22 protein-coding genes and 1 tRNA gene are annotated in these 23710 nt (G+C 38.7%); 17 read left to right on the forward strand and 6 right to left on the reverse strand.

What is annotated here, in order from left to right; all coding sequences use genetic code 11:
* Window positions 1–49: 49 nt before the first annotated feature.
* Together ACT3IB_RS07910 and recN are read right to left on the reverse strand one after the other, a co-directional pair.
* Window positions 50–433, reverse strand: coding sequence for a rhodanese-like domain-containing protein (locus tag ACT3IB_RS07910; protein ID WP_491538465.1), 384 nt, complete (start codon window positions 431–433; stop codon window positions 50–52).
* Window positions 434–540: 107 nt separating this feature from the next.
* A complete protein-coding gene (recN, locus tag ACT3IB_RS07915; protein WP_491538466.1) occupies window positions 541–2253 on the reverse strand; it encodes a DNA repair protein RecN in 1713 nt (570 codons plus the stop codon).
* Between the two features lie 329 nt (window positions 2254–2582).
* Here recN and ACT3IB_RS07920 point away from each other — a divergent pair, with 329 nt between their 5' ends.
* Window positions 2583–3599, forward strand: coding sequence for an RluA family pseudouridine synthase (locus tag ACT3IB_RS07920; protein WP_491538467.1), 1017 nt, complete (start codon window positions 2583–2585; stop codon window positions 3597–3599).
* 130 nt (window positions 3600–3729) lie between these two features.
* Here the strand turns inward: ACT3IB_RS07920 and ACT3IB_RS07925 are convergent, their stop codons facing one another.
* On the reverse strand, window positions 3730–6348 hold the full coding sequence (locus tag ACT3IB_RS07925; RefSeq protein WP_491538468.1) for a zinc-dependent metalloprotease: 2619 nt from the start codon (window positions 6346–6348) through the stop codon (window positions 3730–3732).
* Window positions 6349–6525: 177 nt separating this feature from the next.
* Between ACT3IB_RS07925 and ACT3IB_RS07930 the strand changes: the two genes are divergently transcribed.
* The 3 genes from ACT3IB_RS07930 (at window position 6526) to ACT3IB_RS07940 (ending at window position 8332) form a co-directional block, all read left to right on the forward strand.
* Window positions 6526–6599, forward strand: a tRNA-Arg gene (locus ACT3IB_RS07930).
* 188 nt (window positions 6600–6787) lie between these two features.
* Window positions 6788–7954, forward strand: coding sequence for a tyrosine-type recombinase/integrase (locus ACT3IB_RS07935; protein ID WP_491538469.1), 1167 nt, complete (start codon window positions 6788–6790; stop codon window positions 7952–7954).
* A 96-nt stretch (window positions 7955–8050) separates the two neighbouring features.
* Window positions 8051–8332 carry a hypothetical protein gene (locus ACT3IB_RS07940; protein ID WP_095606347.1) on the forward strand — a complete coding sequence of 94 codons (282 nt, stop codon included), beginning with the start codon at window positions 8051–8053 and terminating at the stop codon, window positions 8330–8332.
* A 14-nt stretch (window positions 8333–8346) separates the two neighbouring features.
* On the opposite strand, the gene ACT3IB_RS07945 is transcribed toward ACT3IB_RS07940, so the two are convergent.
* A complete protein-coding gene (locus ACT3IB_RS07945) occupies window positions 8347–8757 on the reverse strand; it encodes a helix-turn-helix domain-containing protein (RefSeq protein ID WP_095606348.1) in 411 nt (136 codons plus the stop codon).
* Between the two features lie 243 nt (window positions 8758–9000).
* Here ACT3IB_RS07945 and ACT3IB_RS07950 point away from each other — a divergent pair, with 243 nt between their 5' ends.
* The 13 genes from ACT3IB_RS07950 (at window position 9001) to ACT3IB_RS08010 (ending at window position 21533) form a co-directional block, all read left to right on the forward strand.
* Complete coding sequence (locus ACT3IB_RS07950) at window positions 9001–9267, forward strand: hypothetical protein (protein WP_491538470.1); 267 nt, start codon at window positions 9001–9003, stop codon at window positions 9265–9267.
* Between the two features lie 8 nt (window positions 9268–9275).
* The gene (locus ACT3IB_RS07955) at window positions 9276–9536 is read left to right on the forward strand and encodes a hypothetical protein (RefSeq protein WP_491538471.1); all 261 of its coding nucleotides are present in this window, start codon (window positions 9276–9278) and stop codon (window positions 9534–9536) included.
* On the forward strand, window positions 9484–11598 hold the full coding sequence (locus ACT3IB_RS07960) for a hypothetical protein (protein ID WP_491538472.1): 2115 nt from the start codon (window positions 9484–9486) through the stop codon (window positions 11596–11598). Before ACT3IB_RS07955 ends, ACT3IB_RS07960 begins: the two co-directional genes overlap by 53 nt.
* 270 nt (window positions 11599–11868) lie before the next feature.
* A complete protein-coding gene (locus ACT3IB_RS07965; RefSeq protein WP_491538473.1) occupies window positions 11869–12159 on the forward strand; it encodes a hypothetical protein in 291 nt (96 codons plus the stop codon).
* A 184-nt stretch (window positions 12160–12343) separates the two neighbouring features.
* Complete coding sequence (locus tag ACT3IB_RS07970; RefSeq protein ID WP_491538474.1) at window positions 12344–13240, forward strand: DNA adenine methylase; 897 nt, start codon at window positions 12344–12346, stop codon at window positions 13238–13240.
* A 94-nt stretch (window positions 13241–13334) separates the two neighbouring features.
* Window positions 13335–14366 carry a DNA double-strand break repair nuclease NurA gene (locus ACT3IB_RS07975; protein WP_491538475.1) on the forward strand — a complete coding sequence of 344 codons (1032 nt, stop codon included), beginning with the start codon at window positions 13335–13337 and terminating at the stop codon, window positions 14364–14366.
* Window positions 14367–14372: 6 nt separating this feature from the next.
* A complete protein-coding gene (locus tag ACT3IB_RS07980) occupies window positions 14373–15932 on the forward strand; it encodes an ATP-binding protein (RefSeq protein ID WP_491538476.1) in 1560 nt (519 codons plus the stop codon).
* A gap of 4 nt (window positions 15933–15936) precedes the next feature.
* Window positions 15937–16080: a hypothetical protein gene (locus ACT3IB_RS07985; RefSeq protein WP_491538477.1), complete on the forward strand. Its 144-nt coding sequence runs from the start codon at window positions 15937–15939 to the stop codon at window positions 16078–16080.
* 4 nt (window positions 16081–16084) lie between these two features.
* On the forward strand, window positions 16085–18247 hold the full coding sequence (locus ACT3IB_RS07990) for a hypothetical protein (protein ID WP_491538478.1): 2163 nt from the start codon (window positions 16085–16087) through the stop codon (window positions 18245–18247).
* Window positions 18231–19118, forward strand: coding sequence for a hypothetical protein (locus ACT3IB_RS07995; protein ID WP_491538479.1), 888 nt, complete (start codon window positions 18231–18233; stop codon window positions 19116–19118). The genes ACT3IB_RS07990 and ACT3IB_RS07995 overlap by 17 nt, the downstream gene beginning before the upstream one ends.
* A gap of 156 nt (window positions 19119–19274) precedes the next feature.
* Window positions 19275–19517, forward strand: coding sequence for a hypothetical protein (locus ACT3IB_RS08000; protein ID WP_491538480.1), 243 nt, complete (start codon window positions 19275–19277; stop codon window positions 19515–19517).
* Window positions 19518–19826: 309 nt separating this feature from the next.
* The gene (locus tag ACT3IB_RS08005) at window positions 19827–20552 is read left to right on the forward strand and encodes a DUF6088 family protein (protein ID WP_491538481.1); all 726 of its coding nucleotides are present in this window, start codon (window positions 19827–19829) and stop codon (window positions 20550–20552) included.
* Entirely contained in the window at window positions 20553–21533 is a 981-nt protein-coding gene (locus ACT3IB_RS08010; protein ID WP_491538482.1) for a nucleotidyl transferase AbiEii/AbiGii toxin family protein, read from the forward strand. It abuts the gene before it with no gap.
* A gap of 46 nt (window positions 21534–21579) precedes the next feature.
* Here the strand turns inward: ACT3IB_RS08010 and ACT3IB_RS08015 are convergent, their stop codons facing one another.
* Both ACT3IB_RS08015 and ACT3IB_RS08020 read right to left on the reverse strand, forming a co-directional pair.
* Complete coding sequence (locus ACT3IB_RS08015; protein WP_491538483.1) at window positions 21580–22473, reverse strand: hypothetical protein; 894 nt, start codon at window positions 22471–22473, stop codon at window positions 21580–21582.
* Window positions 22474–22631: 158 nt separating this feature from the next.
* Window positions 22632–23642: an FRG domain-containing protein gene (locus ACT3IB_RS08020; protein WP_491538484.1), complete on the reverse strand. Its 1011-nt coding sequence runs from the start codon at window positions 23640–23642 to the stop codon at window positions 22632–22634.
* Window positions 23643–23710 lie beyond the last annotated feature (68 nt).

Consider the following 23710-nt stretch of genomic DNA (forward strand, 5'->3'; position numbering starts at 1 on the left):
TCCCGCTTCCCTTGCTATGAGGTTGGGTGCGCAAGCATCCAACCTCTTTTTATATCTCTTTCTTCTCGATAGGAAGGCCGCCCTCAATCCACGAGCGAATACCTCCCGCAAGTGATTTTACATTATGATAACCCATCTTTTGCAGATTGTCTGCCGCTAGGGCTGAACGATAACCTCCGCCGCAATACAATACTAATTCCTCATTTATATCAGGATACTCCTCTTCAATATCACGCCCCAAAATGCCGCGTCCGAGGTATTCGGCACCCGCAATTCGTGTATCTTCCCATTCATCCTGCTCACGGATATCCAACAAGACAAAATCTTCGTCATCCTTTTGTTTCTGCCATACTTCTTCCGGAGTAATTTCCTCAATACGAGTTTTTGCATCATCGACAAGTGTTACAAAACGATCGGAGTGATGTTTCCCCATAAGTAATATCTTTTTTAGCTATCAATTTGCACAGATATAAGCAGATGAATTTAATATGATATACATATATTGACAGGCGTGGGCCTGTATCTGTGGTCTATCAAAAACTAATTCTTAAAAGTATTTCTGTTGATTAGTTCCTGGGCACTTTCAAGCGCAGCTTCAGTAATATCCTCGCCACTCATCAGCGTGGCCACTTCGGTTACATGCTCATTTTCATCCAGAGGAATAATACGCGACACCGTTCGTCCGTCCTGTTCTACTTTCTGTACCTTATAATGCTTGTGCGCCTGACTGGCTATCTGTGGCTGATGGGTAATCGCTATTATCTGGCATCGCTCGGAGAGCCGTCGCATCGTGCGCCCCACCTTTTCAGAAATCTCCCCGCTTATTCCGGTATCAATTTCGTCAAAAATCATCACCGGCAGACTCTGTTCACGAGCTATTATAGATTTAAGTGCCAGCATCACTCGGCTGATCTCTCCACCCGAGGCAATCTTGGCTAATGGTTTCGGTTCTTCGCCCTTATTGGTAGAAATATACAGTCGAACCTCATCACAACCGTGCTCCGCACACTCCACCGGCTGACCTTCAACCGTGATCCATCCCTGGGATTCAGATGTCACCATCCAGTCCACGCGCACCTCAAAGTTAGCGTGCGGAATGCCCAGCTTGCTCAGCTCATCCTCAATCTGTTTTGATAGTTGCTCTCCCACTTTTTCACGAATCTTATGTAGTTTTTTGGCTTTCTCAGCCAGCACATTAGCCTGGCCGTTTATCTTTTTCTCCAGCTTCTCAAGCTCAAGATCAAAATTCTCGGCCAAACTCAATTCTTTTTTGATCTCATGCAGATATTCAATCAGCTCGGGAATACTGCGGTGGTACTTTTTCTGCAAACTATTTAACTGATTTTTCCGCTTGCGAAGCTTATCCAACCGATTAGGGTTGAATTCTATCTTATTACGGTAGCGTTCGGCAAATTGCACTGTTTCACGGATACTGATACGTGCCGAGGAAATCTCTTCCAGATAACTCTCGAACTCCGGCTCAATACGGACAATATCTTCGAGATGCAGTTTAATCTGATTCAGCAATTCCATCACATTTATTTCATTGTGATCACCCATCTCCACAATCGCTCCTGCTTTTTGATCCAACTCTTCCGCATTATCAAGCAGATGTATTTCTTCCTCAAGTTTATCTTCTTCCTCCGGATCAAGTTCGGCATCTTCAAGCTCTTCAACCTGAAACTGGTACAGCTCTACCTTTTCCTGCAACTCGCGCTCTCGTTTTTGCAGTTCACGCAATTCCTTACGCAGCTCCACCATCTCTTGATACGATTCCCTATACGCTTTCAAGGCCGGCTGCACTTCCGCAAAACCATCGATAACACCACGATGATTTTCTTCCTTAAGCAACATCTGGTGATCGTGTTGACCGTGCAAATCAACCAAGTAATTACCCACCTGTCGCAATACTGAAATATTGACCGGTGTATCATTGATAAAACCACGGCTTCCCGAAGAACGAATCTCCCGTCTTAGGATCAGCTCCGAACGTTTCTCAACAGCATTTTCTTCGAGCAGTTGATTTACCTCTTTATATTCTCCTATTTCTATGATTGCTTCGGCAATGGCTTTTCCTGCACCTTGACGGATGACTTCTGTATCGGCACGTTCACCCAAAATCATATTAAGGGCTCCAACAATAATTGATTTACCCGCCCCTGTTTGACCGGTTAGAATATTGAGCCCCTCCTCGAAAGAGACTTCCAGCTCATCAATCAGTGCAAAATCTTTGATGTATAAGGATTTTATCATAACCGCCAGTTTTTAGTTAGGCCCTAAAAGTACAAAAAATTGAACACGGATTTACGCTAATTATCCCTGTATAGCTTTCCCCTGATAAATAATCTGATTAAAAATTCTTTTGCAATCCCTGTTATCCCAATTCATCCTCATTCTACTCCATCCTCAAAATAAAAAAAGGCCCCCGATTTTTCGGGAGCCTAATTTGTTTGTAGCCTCAAGGTATCTATCTTAATGAACAGTCACTAGTAAGACCCTTAAGGAAGGCAATCCTTACAAAATAATTTCAATAAATTTGTACTTTCTTGGGTAATCTATAGAAAACTTATTTAAACGATTCAATGTCCAATAATAACAGCAACCAATTTCAAGAATATCATCTGCAAGTTCCGGAAGAAGAAACTTCAGGCACTCGTTTAGATAAATACCTGGCATCGATAATAGAAGATACCTCCCGGACCAAAATCCAAGAAGCCATAAAGGAAGGTCATATAACCGTTAATGAGAAAGAGGAAAAGGCTTCCTATCCTGTGGAACCTGGGGATCTATTGGATGTACACATTCCCATTCCAAAACCGCCCGAGATAGAGGCCGAAGAATTACCGCTGGATATTATCTATGAGGATGATGATTTGTTGCTCGTTAATAAAAGTGCCAATATGGTTGTTCATCCCGCTAAAGGAAACTGGTCGGGGACCCTGGTTAATGCACTTATGTGGCATACCGATGAACTATCTGAACCGGAGGAGGATTCTATTCGTCCCGGCATTGTACACCGGCTCGACAAAGACACGAGTGGGCTTCTTGTTGTTGCTAAAAACGATAAGACCCACCGGATTCTCAGCGAATATTTTCGAACTAAAGATATTGAACGCACCTATTGGGCAATCGTCTGGGGAACACTCGATAATAAAGAAGGCACTATTACCGGGGCAATCGGTCGCGATCCTCATAACAGAAAACGAATGGCAGTAGTCCCGGAAGACAAAGGAAAAAGTGCCACGACCCATTACAAAGTTCTTGAGTATTTTGATCACCTCACCCTGCTGGAACTCAAACTGGAGACCGGCCGCACGCATCAAATTCGTGTGCACTTGGCCGATAATAACCTGTGGGTTTTCGGAGATCAAAAATACGGGGGCGACTCGGTACGATACGGACCCAACACCGGGTCACGCAAACAAATGTTTCAAAACCTTTTTTCTTCGCTTCAACGGCAATGCCTGCACGCTAAAACGTTGGGCTTTGAACATCCCACTACCGGTGAAATGGTGGAGTTTGATTCAGAACTTCCTGGTGATTTCCAACAAGTGTTGGGCATGCTACGACAGAATTGTAAGCCTGAACACATTTACTAATGTAGCCTCAAATAACTTCCACTATAATTCTTTTATTTTCGCCTCTTGACTCGACTCCCAATTGAATCCCAATAAAAAAAGGAGCCCACTGCAAAGTGAACTCCTTTTGTAATAATTCGATCGAGATAAATTAATTCTCGATATCAAAGCTCGCTTGTAATGCCGCTTCAATTCTTGAAACAGACTCCTCTAGATGAGCCTGCGTATAATCATTAAAGTCATACGTCGGTGGAGCAAGACGAGCCTCTAACTGATTTTGCAGCATTTTAAGCTGCTGTCGTGCTATTGATCGAGCATCCGCAGGCATCTCCTCCGGAGCATCGGTTACCAGTTTCACCATTCGGTTCAAATGATTACGCTGTAAGTCCCGTCGATTGGTTTCAATATTTTTACCGGGCGATGTAAGCACTTCTGACCAAATCGATTCTGTCAATGCACTCATCAATTCGGGTATTGTTACTGTATTTTCGGCACCGAATTTAACTTCGGTATCCCGAATACGTGACAAGCGAACCGGATCCAGCAGCTGCTCCAGCAGTGAACTCTGAATACCGAGCACTACTCCGTGCAGCGGATAGTCGACACGTCCACCGTACGTCGTACTATTGCCCCAGTGGCTCCAGCGGTTGGCACCCATTTTCTGGAAGATATCTTTCGGCAAACTCATTGCATTCGCCGCAAAAGCATAATTCACGATCATATCGAGTGCTTCCTTTTGTTCTTTATATTCGACCGGCTCAAATGGCATACGTCCATCGGGATCACCCACATGATCGCGATATTGATGCTGTCCGCCGATATATTTTACGGCCGGCGTCAATACGCGAGCATACTGATAAAGATAACTTTGGAATAAGTCCGTAGCCTCATAATATGGCTCATTATCCTCCAGTTTGATCTCACTAATTTTGGGAATCAGTCCCTGTAACAACTGAGCCCGCTCCTTACCCCAGGCCAGCGGATCAGCCCCTAAGTCAAACACGTTTACATGGGGATCTACTGCTCCAACTCCAAAGGCATCTCCATCGGTTCCATAGGCGTGACCGGGCTGTGCGGCCTGACGAGCAATTTCATTAGCCTTCTCATCATCGGGCGTATATCCGTAAGAAATCACCCACCGGTCATACGAACCTACTCCCGGATTATAGTAATAGGCATCTTCGGATTTCTCCTCAGGATGAAGGTTGATTGAGGGATATTCCATGGCTGAACTGAAAACTCCCTTTTCTTCTCCCCACTCTTTGTCGTAAAGTTTATCGAGCGGCGTATCTATAGATGATCGGAAGTTGTGACGCAGTCCCAGCGTATGACCTACCTCGTGCATGGTTACCCATTTCAGGGCCTGATCCACAAACTCTTTGGGAACCGGATCGCCCGCTTTAATTTCGCCGTTAGCCAACAAGAAGCTGTGAATCAAATCAAACTGGGCATTTATTTCGCTATAAAACGACTTTGTTTTCACTCCCTGACTCATCAGAGACAACTCCTTATCACTTACATTAAATACCTCATCGATGGCGGCCCGTGGCTCAACCAAGTTACGATAAGCATTCTTATCCCCCAACAACATACTTGCTTCAAAAAGGATATCAGCGTCTAGAATTTCACCCGTCCGGGGATCTACTACTGAGGGACCTATGGCTCCATAATAAGGCTGATCGGAAGTACTCCAACGAAGTGTCGGATAGCGAATATCTTCAGCCATAACACTGTCAGGCAACATTTTAGCCTCAACTGCATTCTTAAATCCGGCATCTTCAAAGGCATCAGACCATGCTTCGATACCATTCATCATTGCCTCACGATATTTTTCGGGAACGGTGTGATCGATATAATATGTGATGGGTTTTTTGGGCGTACAAAGCTCTCCTTCACCTGCTCCCTCTTCGCATTCTAATCGCCAGCGGTTAACGTAGCGTTTAAAAAAATCATTGGATTCGTCCGAAAAATCCTTGTGTACCGTCATAAAATAACCCGCGCGATCATCAGCCATGCGCGGCTCCATTGGATCTTCGGGCAGCTTCACCATCGTATAAAACAATGATAGTGGAACGTAACGACCATCGGCTACCGTTCGGGGAGCATTATCTTCAGCATTATTGAACGTAAGTTTAGCCTGAATATTTACGTTCTCCGGAAAAGCTTGCACCTTTTCAAGGTGGGATCGGTTTTTATCAAACGATACCCGGCCGGGACGTCCATTTTCCCCTACGGCATACTTCAAGCGTTGAGATATGCCCGACAAATCTCCTACAAACCAATCGTATACATTGATGAGCATTTCGGAACTGTCTGCATTAAATGCTTCTACTTTGGCCGTTTCAAGCACCGATGTGCCATAGGCCAGATTAAGCGCCTTTTCAAGCGCTTCATTTCCTCCGGCCGTATACCTATGGGGATGCTGGACCAACATCACTTTGCCTTCGTATTTTTCCAGGGATACTACTAATCCCTCAAAAACGGAAAGCATGCTTCCACCGTAAAGTCCGGCTGCTCCAATACCGCGAGCAAGTTCAAAATTCATAAGGAAAAGTTCATCCAACTGATCCTCGGATACCGATAGATAAAGATTATTGTCTTTTTGATACAAATCGAAATAGCCTTCATATTTATCGGCGTCTTTGGTAAGCTCCTCATATTTATTTTCCTGCTGTGCATCCTTTTTCTGTTTATTTACTGCTTGTTCGGTTGTTGAACAGGCCGTAAATACCAAGCCGGTGCACAATAGTATCAGAAATGAGTGTTTCATATCATTTTACTTTTGTTGATTGGTTTCGGTATAGTTTTAGAAATTATTATAACCAGAAATGCCTTACGGATGGAAATCAAAAATGTTTTAAAATGTTAATACTTTAAGTAAAAATTAACGAGACAAAAGAGTTGAAATGAAATAAATATAGGCGTATCTTTGGCCTCTTATTGAACTGCGCCTGTAGCTCAACTGGATAGAGCACCTGATTACGGATCAGGAGGTTAGGGGTTCGAATCCTCTCAGGCGTACTCTTCTTTTTCAGCTCAAAAACCCCGCTTATTTAACGATAAGCGGGGTTTTTTGTTGGTATATACACTAATTACCATCCCACCTTTTCGGGAAAGCTTTTCCCTATTCGCCCCTATTTTCCTTGTTCGGTACTACATATGGTACTACATTACTGGTGTATACTTAAACCAACACGATCCAATTTGTCATGGCCAGTTTAACCAAACGAAACGGGTACTACTCGATAGTTTTTAAAACCACCGTAAATGGAAAGTCTTACAAAAAGACCTATGCCCTCGGGACCAAATACAAAAAGATAGCCGATCAAAAAAAGCTAGAATACCAAAAGCTGTATGATGCAGGCAAAATAAATCCGTTTGACGATAATTGGAATCTCCAGGAATATGAAAAAGAGCAAGAGCTGGAAGGAACCTCTCTTACCAGTCCAATTATTAGTACTCTTCAGAAACAGTTTTTACAGGATAAGACAAATGTAACAGCAAAGACAAAAAAAACTTATCGTCAAATTATTAGCCAATTTATGGAAGAGGTCGGATACAGTATGCCGGTGACAATGATCAACAGTAGTGATATCAAAAAGTTTTGCTTGAAGCCTCACCTGGCCAACGCTTCCAAAAAGAACTATCTCATACATCTTAAAGCTTTTTTCAATTGGATCGTAGATAATGAAATTCTGGATTCCAATCCTTGCGATAATATTGGCATCCCTAAAACGCGTGATAACCTCGTGGATAAAATTATTGATGAGGAACAGCTCAACGAAATATTCGAGAAGTTCAAAGCCTATCAGAAAAAGCATCAAGAGTCCGGTGCTATTAAAACCGATCAGCAAAAACAGCATTGGTTTATTCCACTTATCACCCTCGCCTTTTATACCGGACTACGAAGAAAAGAAATCATTCAGCTTCGATGGGAGCATGTAAATCTTGGTAGTCGGTTTCTTCGCGTTACCGACACCAAGAATGGTTACGAACGTACGGTGCCGATTTTTGATACTCTTTACACCGAACTTAAACGATGGAAAAAATTTAACGGCAATCCTAAAAGGGGACTCGTGTTTCCAAGTCCAATGTCTGTACCCGGTGGCGAGAAAGTTCTCAGAGGGGGCAATGTATCAAAACGCTTCAAATACTTTGCGACTGAAGAAGCCAACCTGAAAGATTCCATCCATTTCCACGGTCTCCGGCACTCTTGTGCTACATTTCTGCTGCGCAACGGATTCAACGTGATAGAAGTGAAGAACATGCTGGGACACAAAAGCCTGGAAGTGACCAATAAATATGTCCATTTAGTCGCTAATGACTTGCTGAATACTGCAAATCGAAATGGCCTTATAACGAACCAGACCGGATAGGGATTTTTCTTAAAAAATGTTGATTTAAAAAGTGCATTTTGTTCTGAAAAGTCATTTCTTTTTGCGGCAAAAAAACATCGCATCAAAGGAAGATTCATGACAGAACAGAACCCCAAAGATTCTCTGCTCCAAACAATAGCTACCCTCGAAGCCAAACTAGATTTCGTATTAGACTCCATCATGGTCAAACCTGACAAATCGAAATATATGACCGCTAAAGACATTCAGATGGAATTTGGAATCTCTCATCGAACTGTCTTAAACCGAAGCAATTTTCTTCCGGGCCACAAAAAACATATTCCCAGTTTCCAGGCAGGCGATCGTCGTAAATACTTTGAACGACGTGTAATTGAACGGCTATTCAAGCAGAATGAATAGCATGTCCGCTACTACTAAATGGCCTTCTTCAGCAAATCTAACAAAGCTGACATGACATCCGGATCCAGTTTGAGCTCCGGATGTTCTTCCAACTGCTGGTCGATATCTGACACCAATCCCTTGATCTCCTCCATCCTATTCTCAAGCAACTGCTTTTGTTTCAGCTCAGTTTTTAGCTCCTCTTCATTACCAATCACAAAATGTGGTCCCTCTCCTGTCAAGAGCCAGTTTATGTTGATACCCGCCTCTGCAAAATGACGTAAAGTCGAGCTGTTTACTTCGCTCTTAGTCCCATTCTTCAGTTCAGAAATTACAGAGCGATTCGCTCCTGTTTGGCGCTGCATTTCTGAGACGTTCCCATCATAATATTCATCCAGCAAATACTGGACATTTTCCCGGAGGATGTCTTCTTCAATTTCTTTCACTTTTTTTGTCCTTACTTAAGTGGTTGTTTTAGCCGTACTTCCGCTCTCTCTTCATAGCAAATGACGTAAACACGACATTTTTATATTGTTTCGTTGTTATCGCATCACTAAATTAGCACCTGCGGTAACGGTAGTGCTTACCTACAACGCGCTTATAATACTACTAACCTACAATATTAAAAAGACAATTTTTCAGTGCATCCAGCTATAACAAAATATGATATAAACCGACTGCGGCTACACATGATCAAAGGTGAGATAATCGATCAATATGACACTTATAATGAGTTTAGGGAGACCCTCTTCCCTAATATCAAACTGAATACTTTTCGGCAGTGGTTCAAAAAACCCTACTACATTTCGGACGCTCGACTTTGCAAAATGGAGCAGGCTCTCGGCATTTCAACACAGACATTATGTGATCGTATTACCGATGAGTTTGAGGTTGCCACCGATGTGCTTTGTCAGGTAAAAGGGATCCGCCTTCCCAACTTCGAAAACCAATTATAACCACAGATATGGCAAAGATTATAACCCGATATACCCTTGGGGATACCATTGAGTTTATCGATCCGGATGGAAACTATAAAACAGAAACCGTACGGATGATTGAAACACAGCTGGTCGAAGGATTTGGCCTGTGGATCATTTATGGCTTTGGGGATGATATTTATAACCCCAGCCATGTTAGCGAACATCAAATTTTAATCTCTCAACAAAAGGTACATGAGCGCCGAAAAGCAGGCAATACTCCCCGATTATCCCGACACGGAAAATAACTCACAAACATCGTATAAAAAGGGAACAGATCCCTTCGAATATATTGATAGCTCAAATCATGCTGACTTCGGTTGGTTCCGCAATGAGTCTGACGGTACAAGCAGGAAGATTGGTAGCTTCGACATTGAAATTCACTCTAAAATCATCCGATATAATCCTGAGACGCTAAAATGGGATGAAACCCTATATGAGTGCCAAGTAAGTTGGCTGCTGCCCGATAGTCGTACCCTTACGCAAAGCGAGCTGTTCATATTGGAGCCCGTGGACCTTCTCTCAAAGAAAGCATTCCAGGTGCAGATCTTTAAACATTCCTATCAGTCGGCACGATTTAAGTCTGATGATGAGATCCTCTTCTTTATGAGCTTTCTGTGTAACCGGTGGCAGCCCCAGACGGTTTATGAATTCAATTATTACGGCTTCATAGAACATCATGGGTATAAATTCTATCTGACGCGCAATGCGTTAATCAATATTCCTAACGATCATCTTCGGGAACCACAATACATTATCGCACCTAATGCAGATTCTGGCCTGTTCCCCATGGTAGCTGCGGACACTACCTTCTATGTTAAACCTGGTCGAATTGAGCCTGCACCCCATCTGGACCTTAAACCTCCCATCGATGGATTCCACACCGATGACGAACATCACCTTTATACCGATCAAAACCTGCGATACTTCATTGATACTGTTCGGGATAAGTTTGGCGAACTCATAGCCGGACAGCAACCTGAAAAACGAGCAGAGGGTCACCTCATTTTCTCTTACATGCTCTCGTTTCTATTCTTCGATGAAATCTATGATGTATTCAAACATGTCGTTTTTCTCTATTTGTATGGTGATCCCTCAACCGGAAAGGGACAGCTATCACAGATTATGCTGAACTTCTTTGGACAATCATTTACGGATGTTGATTCCAACCCTACCCTAAAGTCAGCAGAAAACAAGTTGGCGAACCACAGCAAGATACCGGTGATCATGGACGAATTTGTCCCCGGAAAAGGTAAAATCACGCCACAGGTATTTAACATGTGGTACGAGTTGCGGCAACGTGGCGTTAGTGCAGCCCATGACCGCTCGAAGAATGCCTGGAGCCCTGTACGATCGCAACTAATGTTTATCTCTAACTATAAACCCAGTGAAGACCACTTTCGCTCGCGGTGCATTATGATTGAATATGCCAAAGAGAAACGAGGAGACGTACAAAACCTATGGTGGTTTGAGAATCACAAACGGGAGATGCAACGGCTTTTTATTTCGCTACTGTACAAGTTCAACGACTTTAACCGAACGCTGTTTAAAAGTGAACTACACTGGATCAAACGCTTGCTTACCGAAGCCGTAGAGGAAGAACTTGCCAAACGTAGCGACAAAGAAGGAACCCAGTTCCAAATTAAAGACCGGCAGATCGAAAATATGGCGGCCCTTATTACGGTTGACCTATTTGTTTGCCGCCCAGGTGATGTTGAGTTCGCTGAGTTTTTTACTCCTTCTCTTGATACTAAAAGTAACCGGCACGTGTCCAGTGAGGAAGATTTAAATGAACTGAAGGACTTAATAAAAGAGAATCGCGTCAACTCTGAGATCTTTCGATATAGCGTGGAGTTTTTAGCCAATTCGGCCGAACGCGAGATTCAGCAAACCCCGCTACAGCAATTTCTGTCCAGCCTCGAAATCATGAACGAAAATGGTGAGCTCCCCAATCGCTATTACGGCTGGAATACCAAAGATGAGCTGGTAATATACTGGAGTGGCATTTGGGATGCCTACACCAACTATAACAAAGGACGTGACTATATCAGCCAAGATGTTATCCGCGAAGAGATAGAAGCGTTGGACCTGAACGGAAAAGCGAAAACCAATTATTACAGTTACGAGGATCCGATTAAGGGAACAGTCAAAGAAAACAGGCATGGTTACCGCATACCCAGAAAGAACCTAACACCTTCGTGGCTGCGGGCTTTTGGTAAACGGGAAGAGGCCAACTTGATGATGGAACGAAATTCCCAAGAAGCCACAGAATACGTTGTAACGGAAACCGAAAGTACAGCACCTTTTTAACCAAAATAGCCTGAAATATGTGAAATACTAAGAAACTGAAATAACCATCTTATTTTCTTAGTAACCCAATTTTTGGGCCCAATAACATACCGTAAGTATATAATATATAGTTAGTTAGTAAATAATAATATAACTAAGAAATCCACTAAGGAATGACTAAGAAGTCTAAGATCGGTCTAAGATATCTAAGATGAATCTTAGCGGATTTCTTAGACACTTAACCATCAGTTTTTATTGTACTTAACACCACCCACTAAGAAAATAAGAAAGATGATGTCTAATTTTGAAAATCCTGAAAACACCCACAATTCATCGACGGAAAACGGCTCCAACCATGAAGACTTTATGACCATCGGAGAAGCAATAAGCTACATGTGTGAAAAGCTGGGGCGTATCTCCCGGACCACCTTTTACCGGTGCGGTTATCGCAAAATGATAACCGTGCGCAGTTACGGGAGGAACATTCAAAACGGGCGAAAGGCCATTAAGCTGTGTCGAAAATCAGAAGTGGATGACCTAATTACCCTAATTAGGGATAATCCGCAGGCGGAAAACCTATAGGTGGCAACAATCCTAAATGTATCCAACCATCTGAATCAATACCTATTGACAGTATTTTGTTAAAATGGCATGCTTTTTTTTAATTAAATTTAAAGTTGAAAAATTAAAGTTTATCTATATTACAGTGTATTTACCATAAATAAATACTGTAAGTATAATCATATCAATAACTTATTCTAATAGAATGGGGAAATTTTATTCTCCTCTTAGATATCCAGGAGGAAAAACAAAACTAGCGGATTTCGCTAAAATTCTTATTGCAAGGAACGGCATTGAGAATGGTCTGTATGCCGAAGTATTTGCAGGCGGATCGGGTGTAGCCCTTTCGTTACTTATAGAAGGATTCGTGTCTAGAATCATCATAAATGATCTTGACAAGAATATTTATAGCTTTTGGGAAGCATGTATCAACCATAATTCAGAATTACGTAACCTAATTACTTCTACAGAGGTTACTATGGATGAATGGCATAAACAAAGGGATATTTTAAATGATGAAAGTTCAGACCTTATAGAAAGAGCGTTCGCTACATTTTTTCTGAATAGGACAAATAGGTCAGGCATTATTACTGGCGGGGTGATAGGCGGACTTGAACAAGACGGGAATTATGACATCAAAGCCAGATATACTAAGTCTACTCTTTTAAAAAGAATCAAAAAGATAGGTAGATTTTCTGACAGAATTGAGGTTACGAAATATGATGCTTTAGAATTTATTGATGAATATGTAACTGAATTTACCCCTAATTCCCTTACATACTTTGATCCCCCATATTATGTAAAAGGAAGCTCTAACCTATACAGCAATTATTTTGTAGAAGATGATCATGTAGAGCTAAAAAATAAAATCGCACAACTTGATCAGAACTGGTTCCTCTCTTACGACAATGTCTCTGAAATTCGTGAGATGTATTCAAATTATAGATCCATTAGTTATGGCTTGAACTACAGTGCACAAAAAAAGTATGAGGGTAAGGAAATAATTTTCTTTTCTGATGCTCTTAACTACCCCGAAGTTGATGATCCAGCTAAAGTTAAATTTGAAAATGAACAGGATTTATCATTTGCCGATAATGGATAATACTTAAAGAGGAAGTTGGCTTCATCAGAGATGACTACATTTCTTTTTTGGCCACTACAAATAAGATTTTTTTCGACTTTATGTATCCAAACTCATGAAAAAGATAAACAGGCTTAAAACTAAATCTCACCTTAACAAAATAGTACTGCACCCCAACTTTGCTAAAAGCATTAGTGAAATACAAAAAACAAATCTTAAGATTACCAGTAAGCCTGAAATAACTAATATTTCTTTTTCTGATAGCTATCCTGATGGTGGAGTATTAAAGGTTGAGGATAAAATAGATCGGATTGACCTAAATGCCGAGAACGGATACAAAAATGTTAAAACAAATACCGTAGCTGGATACGATGAATCAAAACTAAAATACAAAACCCTAGAAGGCGTAGCTTCATTTGTAAGTCATTCTCAAGTAATAACTATTGAGAATGAACACATTCCTGTCACTTACCTCTCTTTTTATTTCTATACGAAATCTGAAAAACTTTCTGAAGAGTATGAAACCTTACGTTTCACTGATGAGCCAGAATCTCAATCCAACTTTGACTACGTTGAGGATAGAAACTTTTTTCTAAATGAATATACAGCAGAAAACTCTATTCTTCTTATTGATGGACCACTTATTGGGGGTAATATTTCAGCTTATACTGTAGATCTTGTTGAACAACTACATGAAAATAATATTATTCCAGTCTTCATAGTAAAAAATAGTGATAGCAACCTGGTTGTAGATAATATAGATCAGCTCAAAGGAAGTTATAATTCAGACCTACATTGGTCGTATAATTACTTGAGTGATGGACAAAGAACCAATTACTTCCGTTATACAGATCAGTATAACCCTAAAAATGCTAAGGTTTTTTATTATTTACGCTTTTTTGATTTAAGCCCCCAACGGATTGAATTTCACAAAGATACATTTGAAAAATACCGAGGCGTGATAGATTCAATAGCTGACATGATCTATTATCTGTTGATTTTAAATGGGGATAAATCTAATCCTCAAGTAAGACAAGTAGCATTAGCAGAAAGATACGCACGAGAATTACTGAATTATTCTAATACTTATAAACTGATAAAGAAATCGGGATTAATTCCTACAATGAATCAAGAAAGATTTGGGTGAATAAATATGTCGTGGATAGTTGTTGGCCAAGAAAAGGGGCTTATTAAATTAGTTAGCAAGTCATCAGACAAAAATGGTATTCTTCCTAAGGGGTCTTTCCTTACAGTAGACCCAGAGAGTACAGATTCAAAATTTATATTAAGAGTTGAGGATAGTACACAACATGATCCATTCTCACCGAGTCCACTGGTTGTTGATATGGACTTGTCAACTTTGAGTGCGGAACGTAAGAGTCAGAATATTGTACTTGGATACCGTATCAAAGATATTACTGACAGAAATGATGGATTGATTGACTTTATACCTACTCAATCCATTGCACGAAGGTCAAATCAAGAAGAAATTGATATAGCTTTTGGAGATCGAGATTTCGAAGGCCCAAAAGTGTTTCCTGCAACTATACATGCTGGAAAGAATCAACTACTTGTAGATGATGAACAGAATCTACTCAAAGTAAACCTTCCTAAAGAATTTTTCTATTATCAAACACAAGTTTGTGGAAAAACAGGAAGTGGTAAAACTGTAGCTACAAAATATCTATCCCAATATTTTGTAGAAGAATTGGGTGGAGCAGTATTAGCTATTAACGTTAAGGACGTTGATTTTCTCCGTATGGACCAAGAATCAAATGTAATGAATGAAAGTATAAGAAGAGAGTGGGATGCTTTAGGTGAAGAGGCAAGAGGAATTAATAATTACAAGATTTATTATCCTGCCACCTCTAATATTGAAGAGATTCAAGGTATTGATTACGACAACTGTATCCCCGTTACATTGGATGTAAAGAGTATTAAGCCAGAATCATTAACTGGTTTGCTTCAAAATATATCTGATATTGGAGCTCAAAGCTTTCCAGATATTTTCAGGTATTGGCAAAGTGAAATTATGGAGGAGTTTGATACTTTCAACTCATTTGTGCAATACTTTAACAATCAACAGGATAACCCAATTTTTCCAACTCTAAATGTAAATGGAGATGAGGGAGAAGTTCCATTACATACTGGTACATTTAGAAATATTAGTAGAAATATTGCTGATGCAGTTCAATTCTTTGATAACGAGAGTGCGAAATCTCTTACTTATGAAGATATTCTAAATCCTGGAAAGCTATCTGTAATAAACGTCACAGCTGAGCAGGGGACTATATTTGGATCGATACTTTTACGTCACTTACTTAAGCAAATTGTTAGAGCAAAAAGTGAACAAAAACGAGATGTCCCCATTCTTGTCATTATAGATGAGGTTCATCAATTCTATAATACTGATGCCTCAAAACAGGCATTAGGAGAATTAGATACTATATGTCGAACTGGTAGAAGTCAAGAAATTGGGGTAATCTTCTCTTCTCAAAATGAGAATGATATACCTAAAGGACTTTCGAGCGTAATAAATACAAAAATATTTTTTAAATCAGATGATATAAAAAAATCAACATTTGGAGTTTCATCGCGAGAGATTAGTACTCTGAAAAAAGGATTTGCCGTTGCTAATATTCATGAACTACCACAATTAAAAATTCTAAAATTTCCTCTTGCTTATGCAGGAGTGATTGAAGACAAAAATTAAAGAAATGAATAACAGGGAAGAAATAAATAATTACTTGCACGATCTTTTAGAGGAAGATGAAAAGAGAGTATTAGAGGTAATTTTGGAAAAGGAAAGTTTGGAAGAGACTCTTAAAGAGTTAATAGGATTTAATAAAGAATCTGAGTAACCGTATGCTAGAAGTCCAATACAAAATTTTGAGGGATGAAAAAGATGAAACCGTACCTTATACCCCTGATAAGATTGGCAATCAATTACCTAACGTTAGCTATATAAAGGGTCCAAACTCAACTGGTAAAAGTACTTTACTACATGTATTAGCTATTGGATTTTTTGCTCACCGCATGACTCGAGATGAAATTCAACCCTCTCTTCTTAGAAAGATTAAGGGATTGCTGAATAAGAGTCATCAAGAATTAAAGTTCAAAATAATTCTTGACAATCCTAATTCGGGAATAACTATTATTTCTGAGAAGCCAGATTTTGATTCTGATCAGATTATAATGAAAGAGGTTTCTGATGGTAATGAAAGGTTCATAGATTTTGATGAGTTTAGAAAGAACTATCGTTTGATTTATGATATTCCTGAAAACCCAACTCAAAGAATTGAAAAAATCCTTGATAACATTAAGAATGAACTAACAGATAAAACAAAGCAGATAAAGAGATTAAATAGGTTCGTGAGGGATGAAAAAGAAAAAGTTGAGAAGGCTAAAGATCCTGAGCGAGAAGACGAGCTTTTAAAAGAGCTCCAAAATCTTAAAAATGATCTAAAGGAAGATGAAGAGCTGTTACAGGAAAGAGATTCTTTGTATCAAAAAGTAAAAAAATACTACTATTCGAAATCGTATCTAGAGTACTCTAAAAAGGAACAGAATAAGAAGAAACAAAAAAAGAAGCTTGAAAGGGAAATAAAGAAACAGAATAAGAGAAAAGCAAATATATCAGATGAGGTACAGGAGATAGTTGATAGAATTAAATCATATTCTGAGAGTATTAACAATGAGGTGAATAAGGCATGTAGGTTTTTGACTCAACTTTTTGAGAATGAAATATCAGATGGCCGAATTAAATTGTTCTCAAAAAGGGATATACTCGATGAGATTAAAGATTACGAAAATGTGAATATTCTCCGAAATGATCTTAAATGGTTTGAGGAAAAAGTAGAAGCAAGAATTGAAGAACTAGATGAAGACCAACAATTAGAGGAAGCAGAATTTCTTCAAAGATTTATTGGTTTTTTGCAGAGGTTTGAAAATTCAGAGTTTATTGTTCCAGAAATTGAGAAAAGCATAGATGAATATATTAAAACTTTGGATGCTAGATTAAACAATTTTAGATCAATAATTGATGAGAAAGATACCCTTCTTACATTACAAGATGTGTTGGTAGGGATTAAGTCTGATTTAAGCGAAGCTATTAAAGAGCAAAAATTACTTAATAAAAAAATTGAAGAAGATGAATCCTTAAGGGAAAGCTTAGATCAAAATCATGACTTTGATGATTTAGAGATAAAGAAAAAAATGCTAAAGGCAGTTTCGGATAAAGCTGAAGAGTTTAGACAAAAGATTCTTGATGAAGGGATAGATCCAGAAAAAGTTGAAAAGATATACGAAAGACTGTCAAAAGACGAAGAACTAAAAGAGTTTCATGGCTCACCTGCACAAAAATTAGAAGTAACTATAAATAAGCTCGAAGGAGAAATAGACAAAATTAAATCAAGGATTGAAAAAACTGAGGAAATAATTGAATTAGACAAAACTGAATTAGAAGAAATTCGCGAGCAAGAAACACATGAACTTATTGACTATAGTGAGGAGCTTAGTGAGTTACAAGGAACACTCAATAGCCTACTTAGAAAGTTAGATGTAGACTATCTCGACTACATTGAAAAAATTCGAGATGGAAATGAGCCAGAAGTTGGAAGTGAATATGAGGAGTTTGCTGATAGAATATCATCATACATAGCAGAAAGAATAGGGCAAATTAAGCATGGGACTCAAGATGATAACGGTAGTAAGAATTACAAGCTAGAAAAAGTCGATCTAATTAAAAATTTGGTTATTACGACGGGAGGTAAACAAATATATTTGCCTGATATGGGGACGGGGCAAAGTCAGTCTGCTTATATAGATGGTATTCTTAGTATGAACGATAATAGAAAAATAATAGCCTTATTTGATGAAGTCGGTATGATGGATGAGGATAGCTTAAGGCCAGTCAAGGAGAGAATGGTGAACTTGTACAATAACAAGCAACTTTCTCTTGGTATAATTGTTCAAAAAGACAAAAAAATAAATATAGAAGACTTAAATAGTGATGGACAGTTTAACTGAACAGACTCTTGAAAGATTTTATGATAATTTACGAGAAAACTTAATTAAAAGTGATTCATTGAAAGGAGATTCTGTATTGATATCTTTAATAGGAGCTAAAAAAAATCCTAGAAAAGATATCATTCTCAAATCAGGATATTCTTCAGTTAAATTCAGCTTTGGTCATATAAGTTATCTTGATAACCAGGACTATTTGCAAAAGATTGAGGGTGGCTTAACAGAAGATAAATATGTACTAACAGCAAAAGGAATTTGGTATTTAGACAAAGCGAATTATGATTGTTCGGAAGAGGATCTAATAGCTTTTATCCAGGAAAGGGATTTTAAGTTTGATTCTAATGTAGATTCCTTAAAAGAAGATGAAAAACTTGCAGTTCTATCCCTTATTGGGATAAGGTGTTTTTCCGAGAACTCTGTTATGAATATTAAGAATGACAAGTATGAGAAAAATTGGATAAATGTATTTGAAGAATCATATCACTTTTTGGTTGAAAATGACATAATGAAAGAAAAGGAATCCCTATTGCAAAGTAGTGGGCGTATTAGCAATGTTGAAGGAATAATGAGAAGAGTTACCAATCTACCTGAAAAGACTTCATATATTTATAATTATACAGGCAATAAGACGTATTATTTAGATTTGGCAGATAGTGGTGACGATACAACTTTAGATAAAAATAAATTGGAGTTCCTTTTCGATTTGCTATTTCGGGATACAAAAATAAACACTACACTTATACGATCAACGACCGATTTTTGTAAAAACCTTGCCTATGATAAGTCAAGATACGTTAAGGAAGATGACGATTTCATCAATTCTTCTGTTGATAATATTCTTTATGATTCACTAAAAAGTATTCTCTATAAATAATTTTTTAGTGAAGTAATACTTTTGTTGAAGAAACTACTGGATATCTACTTCTAGAGTTTAATCAAAAATCGAGAATTAATTTTAGGCGATGAGTTATCTGAATCTCATGCAAAACAGGAATATCCATCAAGCTTACAACATCAATTAATTTTATTTATGGAAAGGCATAAAGAGTTATTAAAAAGCAAATTTCCTCATGCAGAAGAAGACCTCTTTCACAATAAATCAGAAGATGAAGCCTGGAGTCTATTTCGTACCCAAAGTGGTGGAGTTACCATATGCTATCACAATTCGGATGATTTTTATATCGTAAACCCTAAAAAGGCTCAACACTATTCTTTGAAGGAAATTGCTGAAAGTTGGGAGCCGGTGACAAATACTATGGTTGGCACAAATTAATTATTTAGAGAAGAAGCAGATACTATCTCTGAGATAAGTTGAATAGGTGAATTCGGTGTAGAATAGTTTTCTAATTTCATCAATAGAGGAAAGGCTACCATTCCATTTGTGATAATCGGTGTGTTCTATGCTACCTTGATCCCCCAAGAAAACCAGGTGAACCTATTTCAATAAGCATTTCAAAAGTTACTGTATCAAATAATTGCTTTTATATGTCAAGCAAATAACGTAAAAAACTTGACATACTTAGCAATTAAATGCTATATTAATACGAGCTGTTGAAAGATCATCAGCATAACACCTAGCATTATGAGTACTGCAAAAAGAATAAAAGACAAAGTCTCTTCCTTTGACGAAGGTACGACATTTAAATATGACCAGCTCGGCATAGATAACAGCGAATACGGAGCTGCTACCAAGGCCATCGAGCGGTTGATATCTACGGGTGCCGTAAAAAGAATTTCCAAAGGCCTGTTTTACAAGCCCAAGAAGTCGTTGTTTGGCAATTTAAAACCTAATGAAGAGCAGCTGCTCAAACCTTATATGTACGAAGGCGATAATCGTATCGCTTATATCACCGGCTTGTCTTTGTACAATCGGATGGGGCTTACGACACAGGTGCCCAAAACCATTACCCTGGCTTGTAATAAGAAAAGGATCAATACCCAGATCGATAACCTGAAAGTAAAATCGGTCAAAAGTTACGTAGATCCTACTGACGAGAACATCCGTTTCCTGAAGATCCTGGATGCCATAAAAGATTTCAAGAAAATTCCGGACCTGGATATCGATAATGCTATCGGGCAACTGCAAGGCCGTATACAAGATTTGAGTACTTCTGATAGAAATAAACTGATTACCTTTGCCCTGCAATACCCTCCCCGCGTACGTGCACTGCTGGGAGCCTTGCTTACCGATCAGAAATTCAATAGCGCCTTCCCTAAACTGAAGAATAGCTTGAACCCCCTATCAAGCTATGAATTCGGTAGTCTAAGCAGTAGCTTGCAGACAGCTCAAAACTGGAATATTGTTTAGATGAACCTACACGAAGAGGCCGAAATCTTTCGGGATGCCATAAGGGCTACCGCTGATCATAAGAATATTCGGGAAATCTATATCGAGAAAGACTACTGGGTTACCTATGCCCTTGATGCGATCTTTCATTCCGATATGAAAGACGTTGCCGTATTTAAGGGTGGCACGTCCCTTTCCAAATGTTACCAGGCGATCAACCGGTTTTCTGAGGATATAGATCTTGTAGTATTAGAAGATCCCGACCTATCCAGTACCCAAATGGACAAAAGAGTCAGGGACGTTAGCAAGGTGGTTGACGATACTGATTTGGAGGAAGTCCCATTGCCGGGGATTACCATGAAACGTGGTAAAAACAGAAAAGTAGCCTACGAGTATGCGAAACATGGATACGGCCAACCCTATGGCCAGGCACGCGATAAAATTATTGTAGAAGTATCGAGACTAGGCCATTTCGAACCTCATGAAGAAGTAGAGGTTCATTCTTTTATTGCCGACATGATGAAAGCGAGAGGCCAAGAAGAGCTCATTGAAGAATATGGATTAGCTCCCTTCCCCCTAAAAGTACTAACCATAGAACGGACCTTTTGCGAGAAAATAATGTCCCTGGTTCGCTTCTCTTATTCCGAAAACCCCTATGAGGATCTTGGAAATAAGGTCCGCCATACCTATGACATTCACATGCTGCTAAAGCAACCGTCAATTCAAGACTTCTTTGAAAGTGATCAGCTGGATGAAATGCTGCTTCAAGTCGGAGCCGATGATATAGAAAGTTATGGTGACAAATACGATTGGCTATACGAGCATCCTGCCACTGCCCTGCTTTTTGACAAACCAGAAGAAACCTGGGAAAAGGTCAAGCCTGTTTATAACAGCACTTTTAAAGAGTTAGTGATTAGTGATCTCCCGAAAGGTGATGCGGTGCTTCAGGATATTAAGAAGGTTTCCGAGCGGCTCAAAGCTATAGATTGGAAGCTTGGATAGGTACCATAGCTTGTCTTTGAAGTAATCTAAGGGCGGGTCATATGCTTCACTTTTTAGGATAAATATCAATGTAGTTTATCATATTTGATTCTGGATCAAATTCAATCTCAGTATTTATCTTTTTAAGATTTTTATCATTGGCGAAAAACCATTCGGAGTAGCTTATTGACTTAACTTTAGAGCTTGATGGGAAAGATACCCCTCTTTTTGTTATTTCAATTTCTTCCCTCAGATAAGAATTTTTAATATCAACCATTGGTCCTACAATTAGGTCGGGAATATTTGTTAGGTCTGCTAAAATCCTATCTTCACTATCTCTGTCTGGATCGATAAACTCATATCTAATTTTATTAGGACTAAGATATTTTGAGACTACCTCAAAGAAATATTTAATCGCGATCTCTTTTCTAGACTGATTATTGATTACATTGTCGTGATCGGTAATCCATTTTAAAGTTTCTATTTCACTTTTTATTGAGGAAATAACTAAGCCGGCTAAATGACTGAAAAGCTCTAACTTTTGGAATTGATTAAATTTGTAAGTTGAGAGTCCTTCATCATTTTGCCAGACTGATTTTGAATCGTTACATACTGTATCAAAACTAGAATCTATCATAAAGTTAAAGAGAATCCCATCAATAGTGTCAATTGCGCTTAGGAATTCATTGACTATGGAAGGGTGATTTTGGGAAGAGTTTAATTTCTTATAACTAATTTCTTGCCCCTCGACATTGTGTTCTTTTTTTATCTCTAGCCTATGTTGATTAAAAGGTTGGATTGATTCTAAATCAGAGAGCAGAAATGAAATTCCCCAGTACTCATTATTTCTATCCTTCTCTCGAAAATCACTAGCAATAAATACGTCTTTTGAAAGGTTTAGCTTTTCTTTAATTCCAGAATAGTTTCGTTGGATATGTTTTATTAAATCTTTTGATAGCATACTTGATGGATTTTAAGTAATCATGGCATATAACGACATGGCGCATAAGCTATACTCAAGTGAATATTACGTCGTTAAATAATTAACGACGAGGTAAAAAACCAAAAGCTGAAAAGTGGGGACGAGGCGGGTTAACAGTACGGTTGTTTGGGGATTATTTATACGAGCTGATTTAAAGTTTTTTCCTTTATTTTTTTGGCTTCATCATTCAGATTTGGGTAAATAAAGCTCCTATTTATGTTATAATTTACATCAATTTTTCTTCTCAAATATTCTGACAGGTCTTTGTGAATATTAAAGCAGTCAAATGGTGTTAAAGCTAGATTCCATCCTTCCTTACTTAGGTTTGTATTAAAAATATCCTCAAGTGTTTTAGAACTATAAGGATTGAAAATGAATAACCCTTCTTGTGGAATAATGTTTTGATTATAAATTGAAGTTAGTGGCTTTTTTCTCCTAATCATCAACTTTGGTTGCGGCTTAGTTTTTCCAGTTGATTCACCCGCTCTTTCAAAATCCGATATATAAAAAACTCCATTGGCATTATTTATCTCATCTCCAAAGTTCTCAAAGGATTTTATTTGCGGATATTTTTCTTCAGGAATAAAGTCTATAATATTAAGAAACTCAGAAATGTATTCTCTCTTGTTGATTCTATAAACAGAAAAATAATTATCTATATCTTTCTTTGGCTCCTCCTTTTTCTGAAGTCCATCAATAGCAAAGAAAAATGCAACATTGTTGTTATAGGTCCAATCCATTAGAGGGGTGGGAGCACCATAGTGTTGTAGTAAACTTAGAATTGGAAACTCTCGATTCTTTTTTGAATAGTTATATAAATCAAAAACATTTTCAATGAGGGTATTATCATTAGCATTTTTAACCAAACGAGATATAAACTCAATATAACTTTGTTTAGCCCACTGACGCATCTCATTTCTAATCCAAAGTCTCTGTGAAGAGGTTAGTAATTTATATTTAGCTTCTGGCATTCCTCTATAAATCCATGCCGTTGCATCTGTCTGAGTTTCATATCTTTCCACATCTTGTACTTCACTAAACCATTTATCAAGTTGTGCTTTGCTATCGATCCTGAAGCTATCTTTTTCTCCATTACTAAAAAACTCTCTTTTAGAATCTAGATCTTCATAAATGGGTAAGTCTGCCATTTCTAAGATTTTTTATTAACACTACTAACGTTCTGACGCACAAAGCTGCACGCGACTGAATGTTGGTT

The organism is Fodinibius sp. GM21 (genome assembly GCF_058386955.1).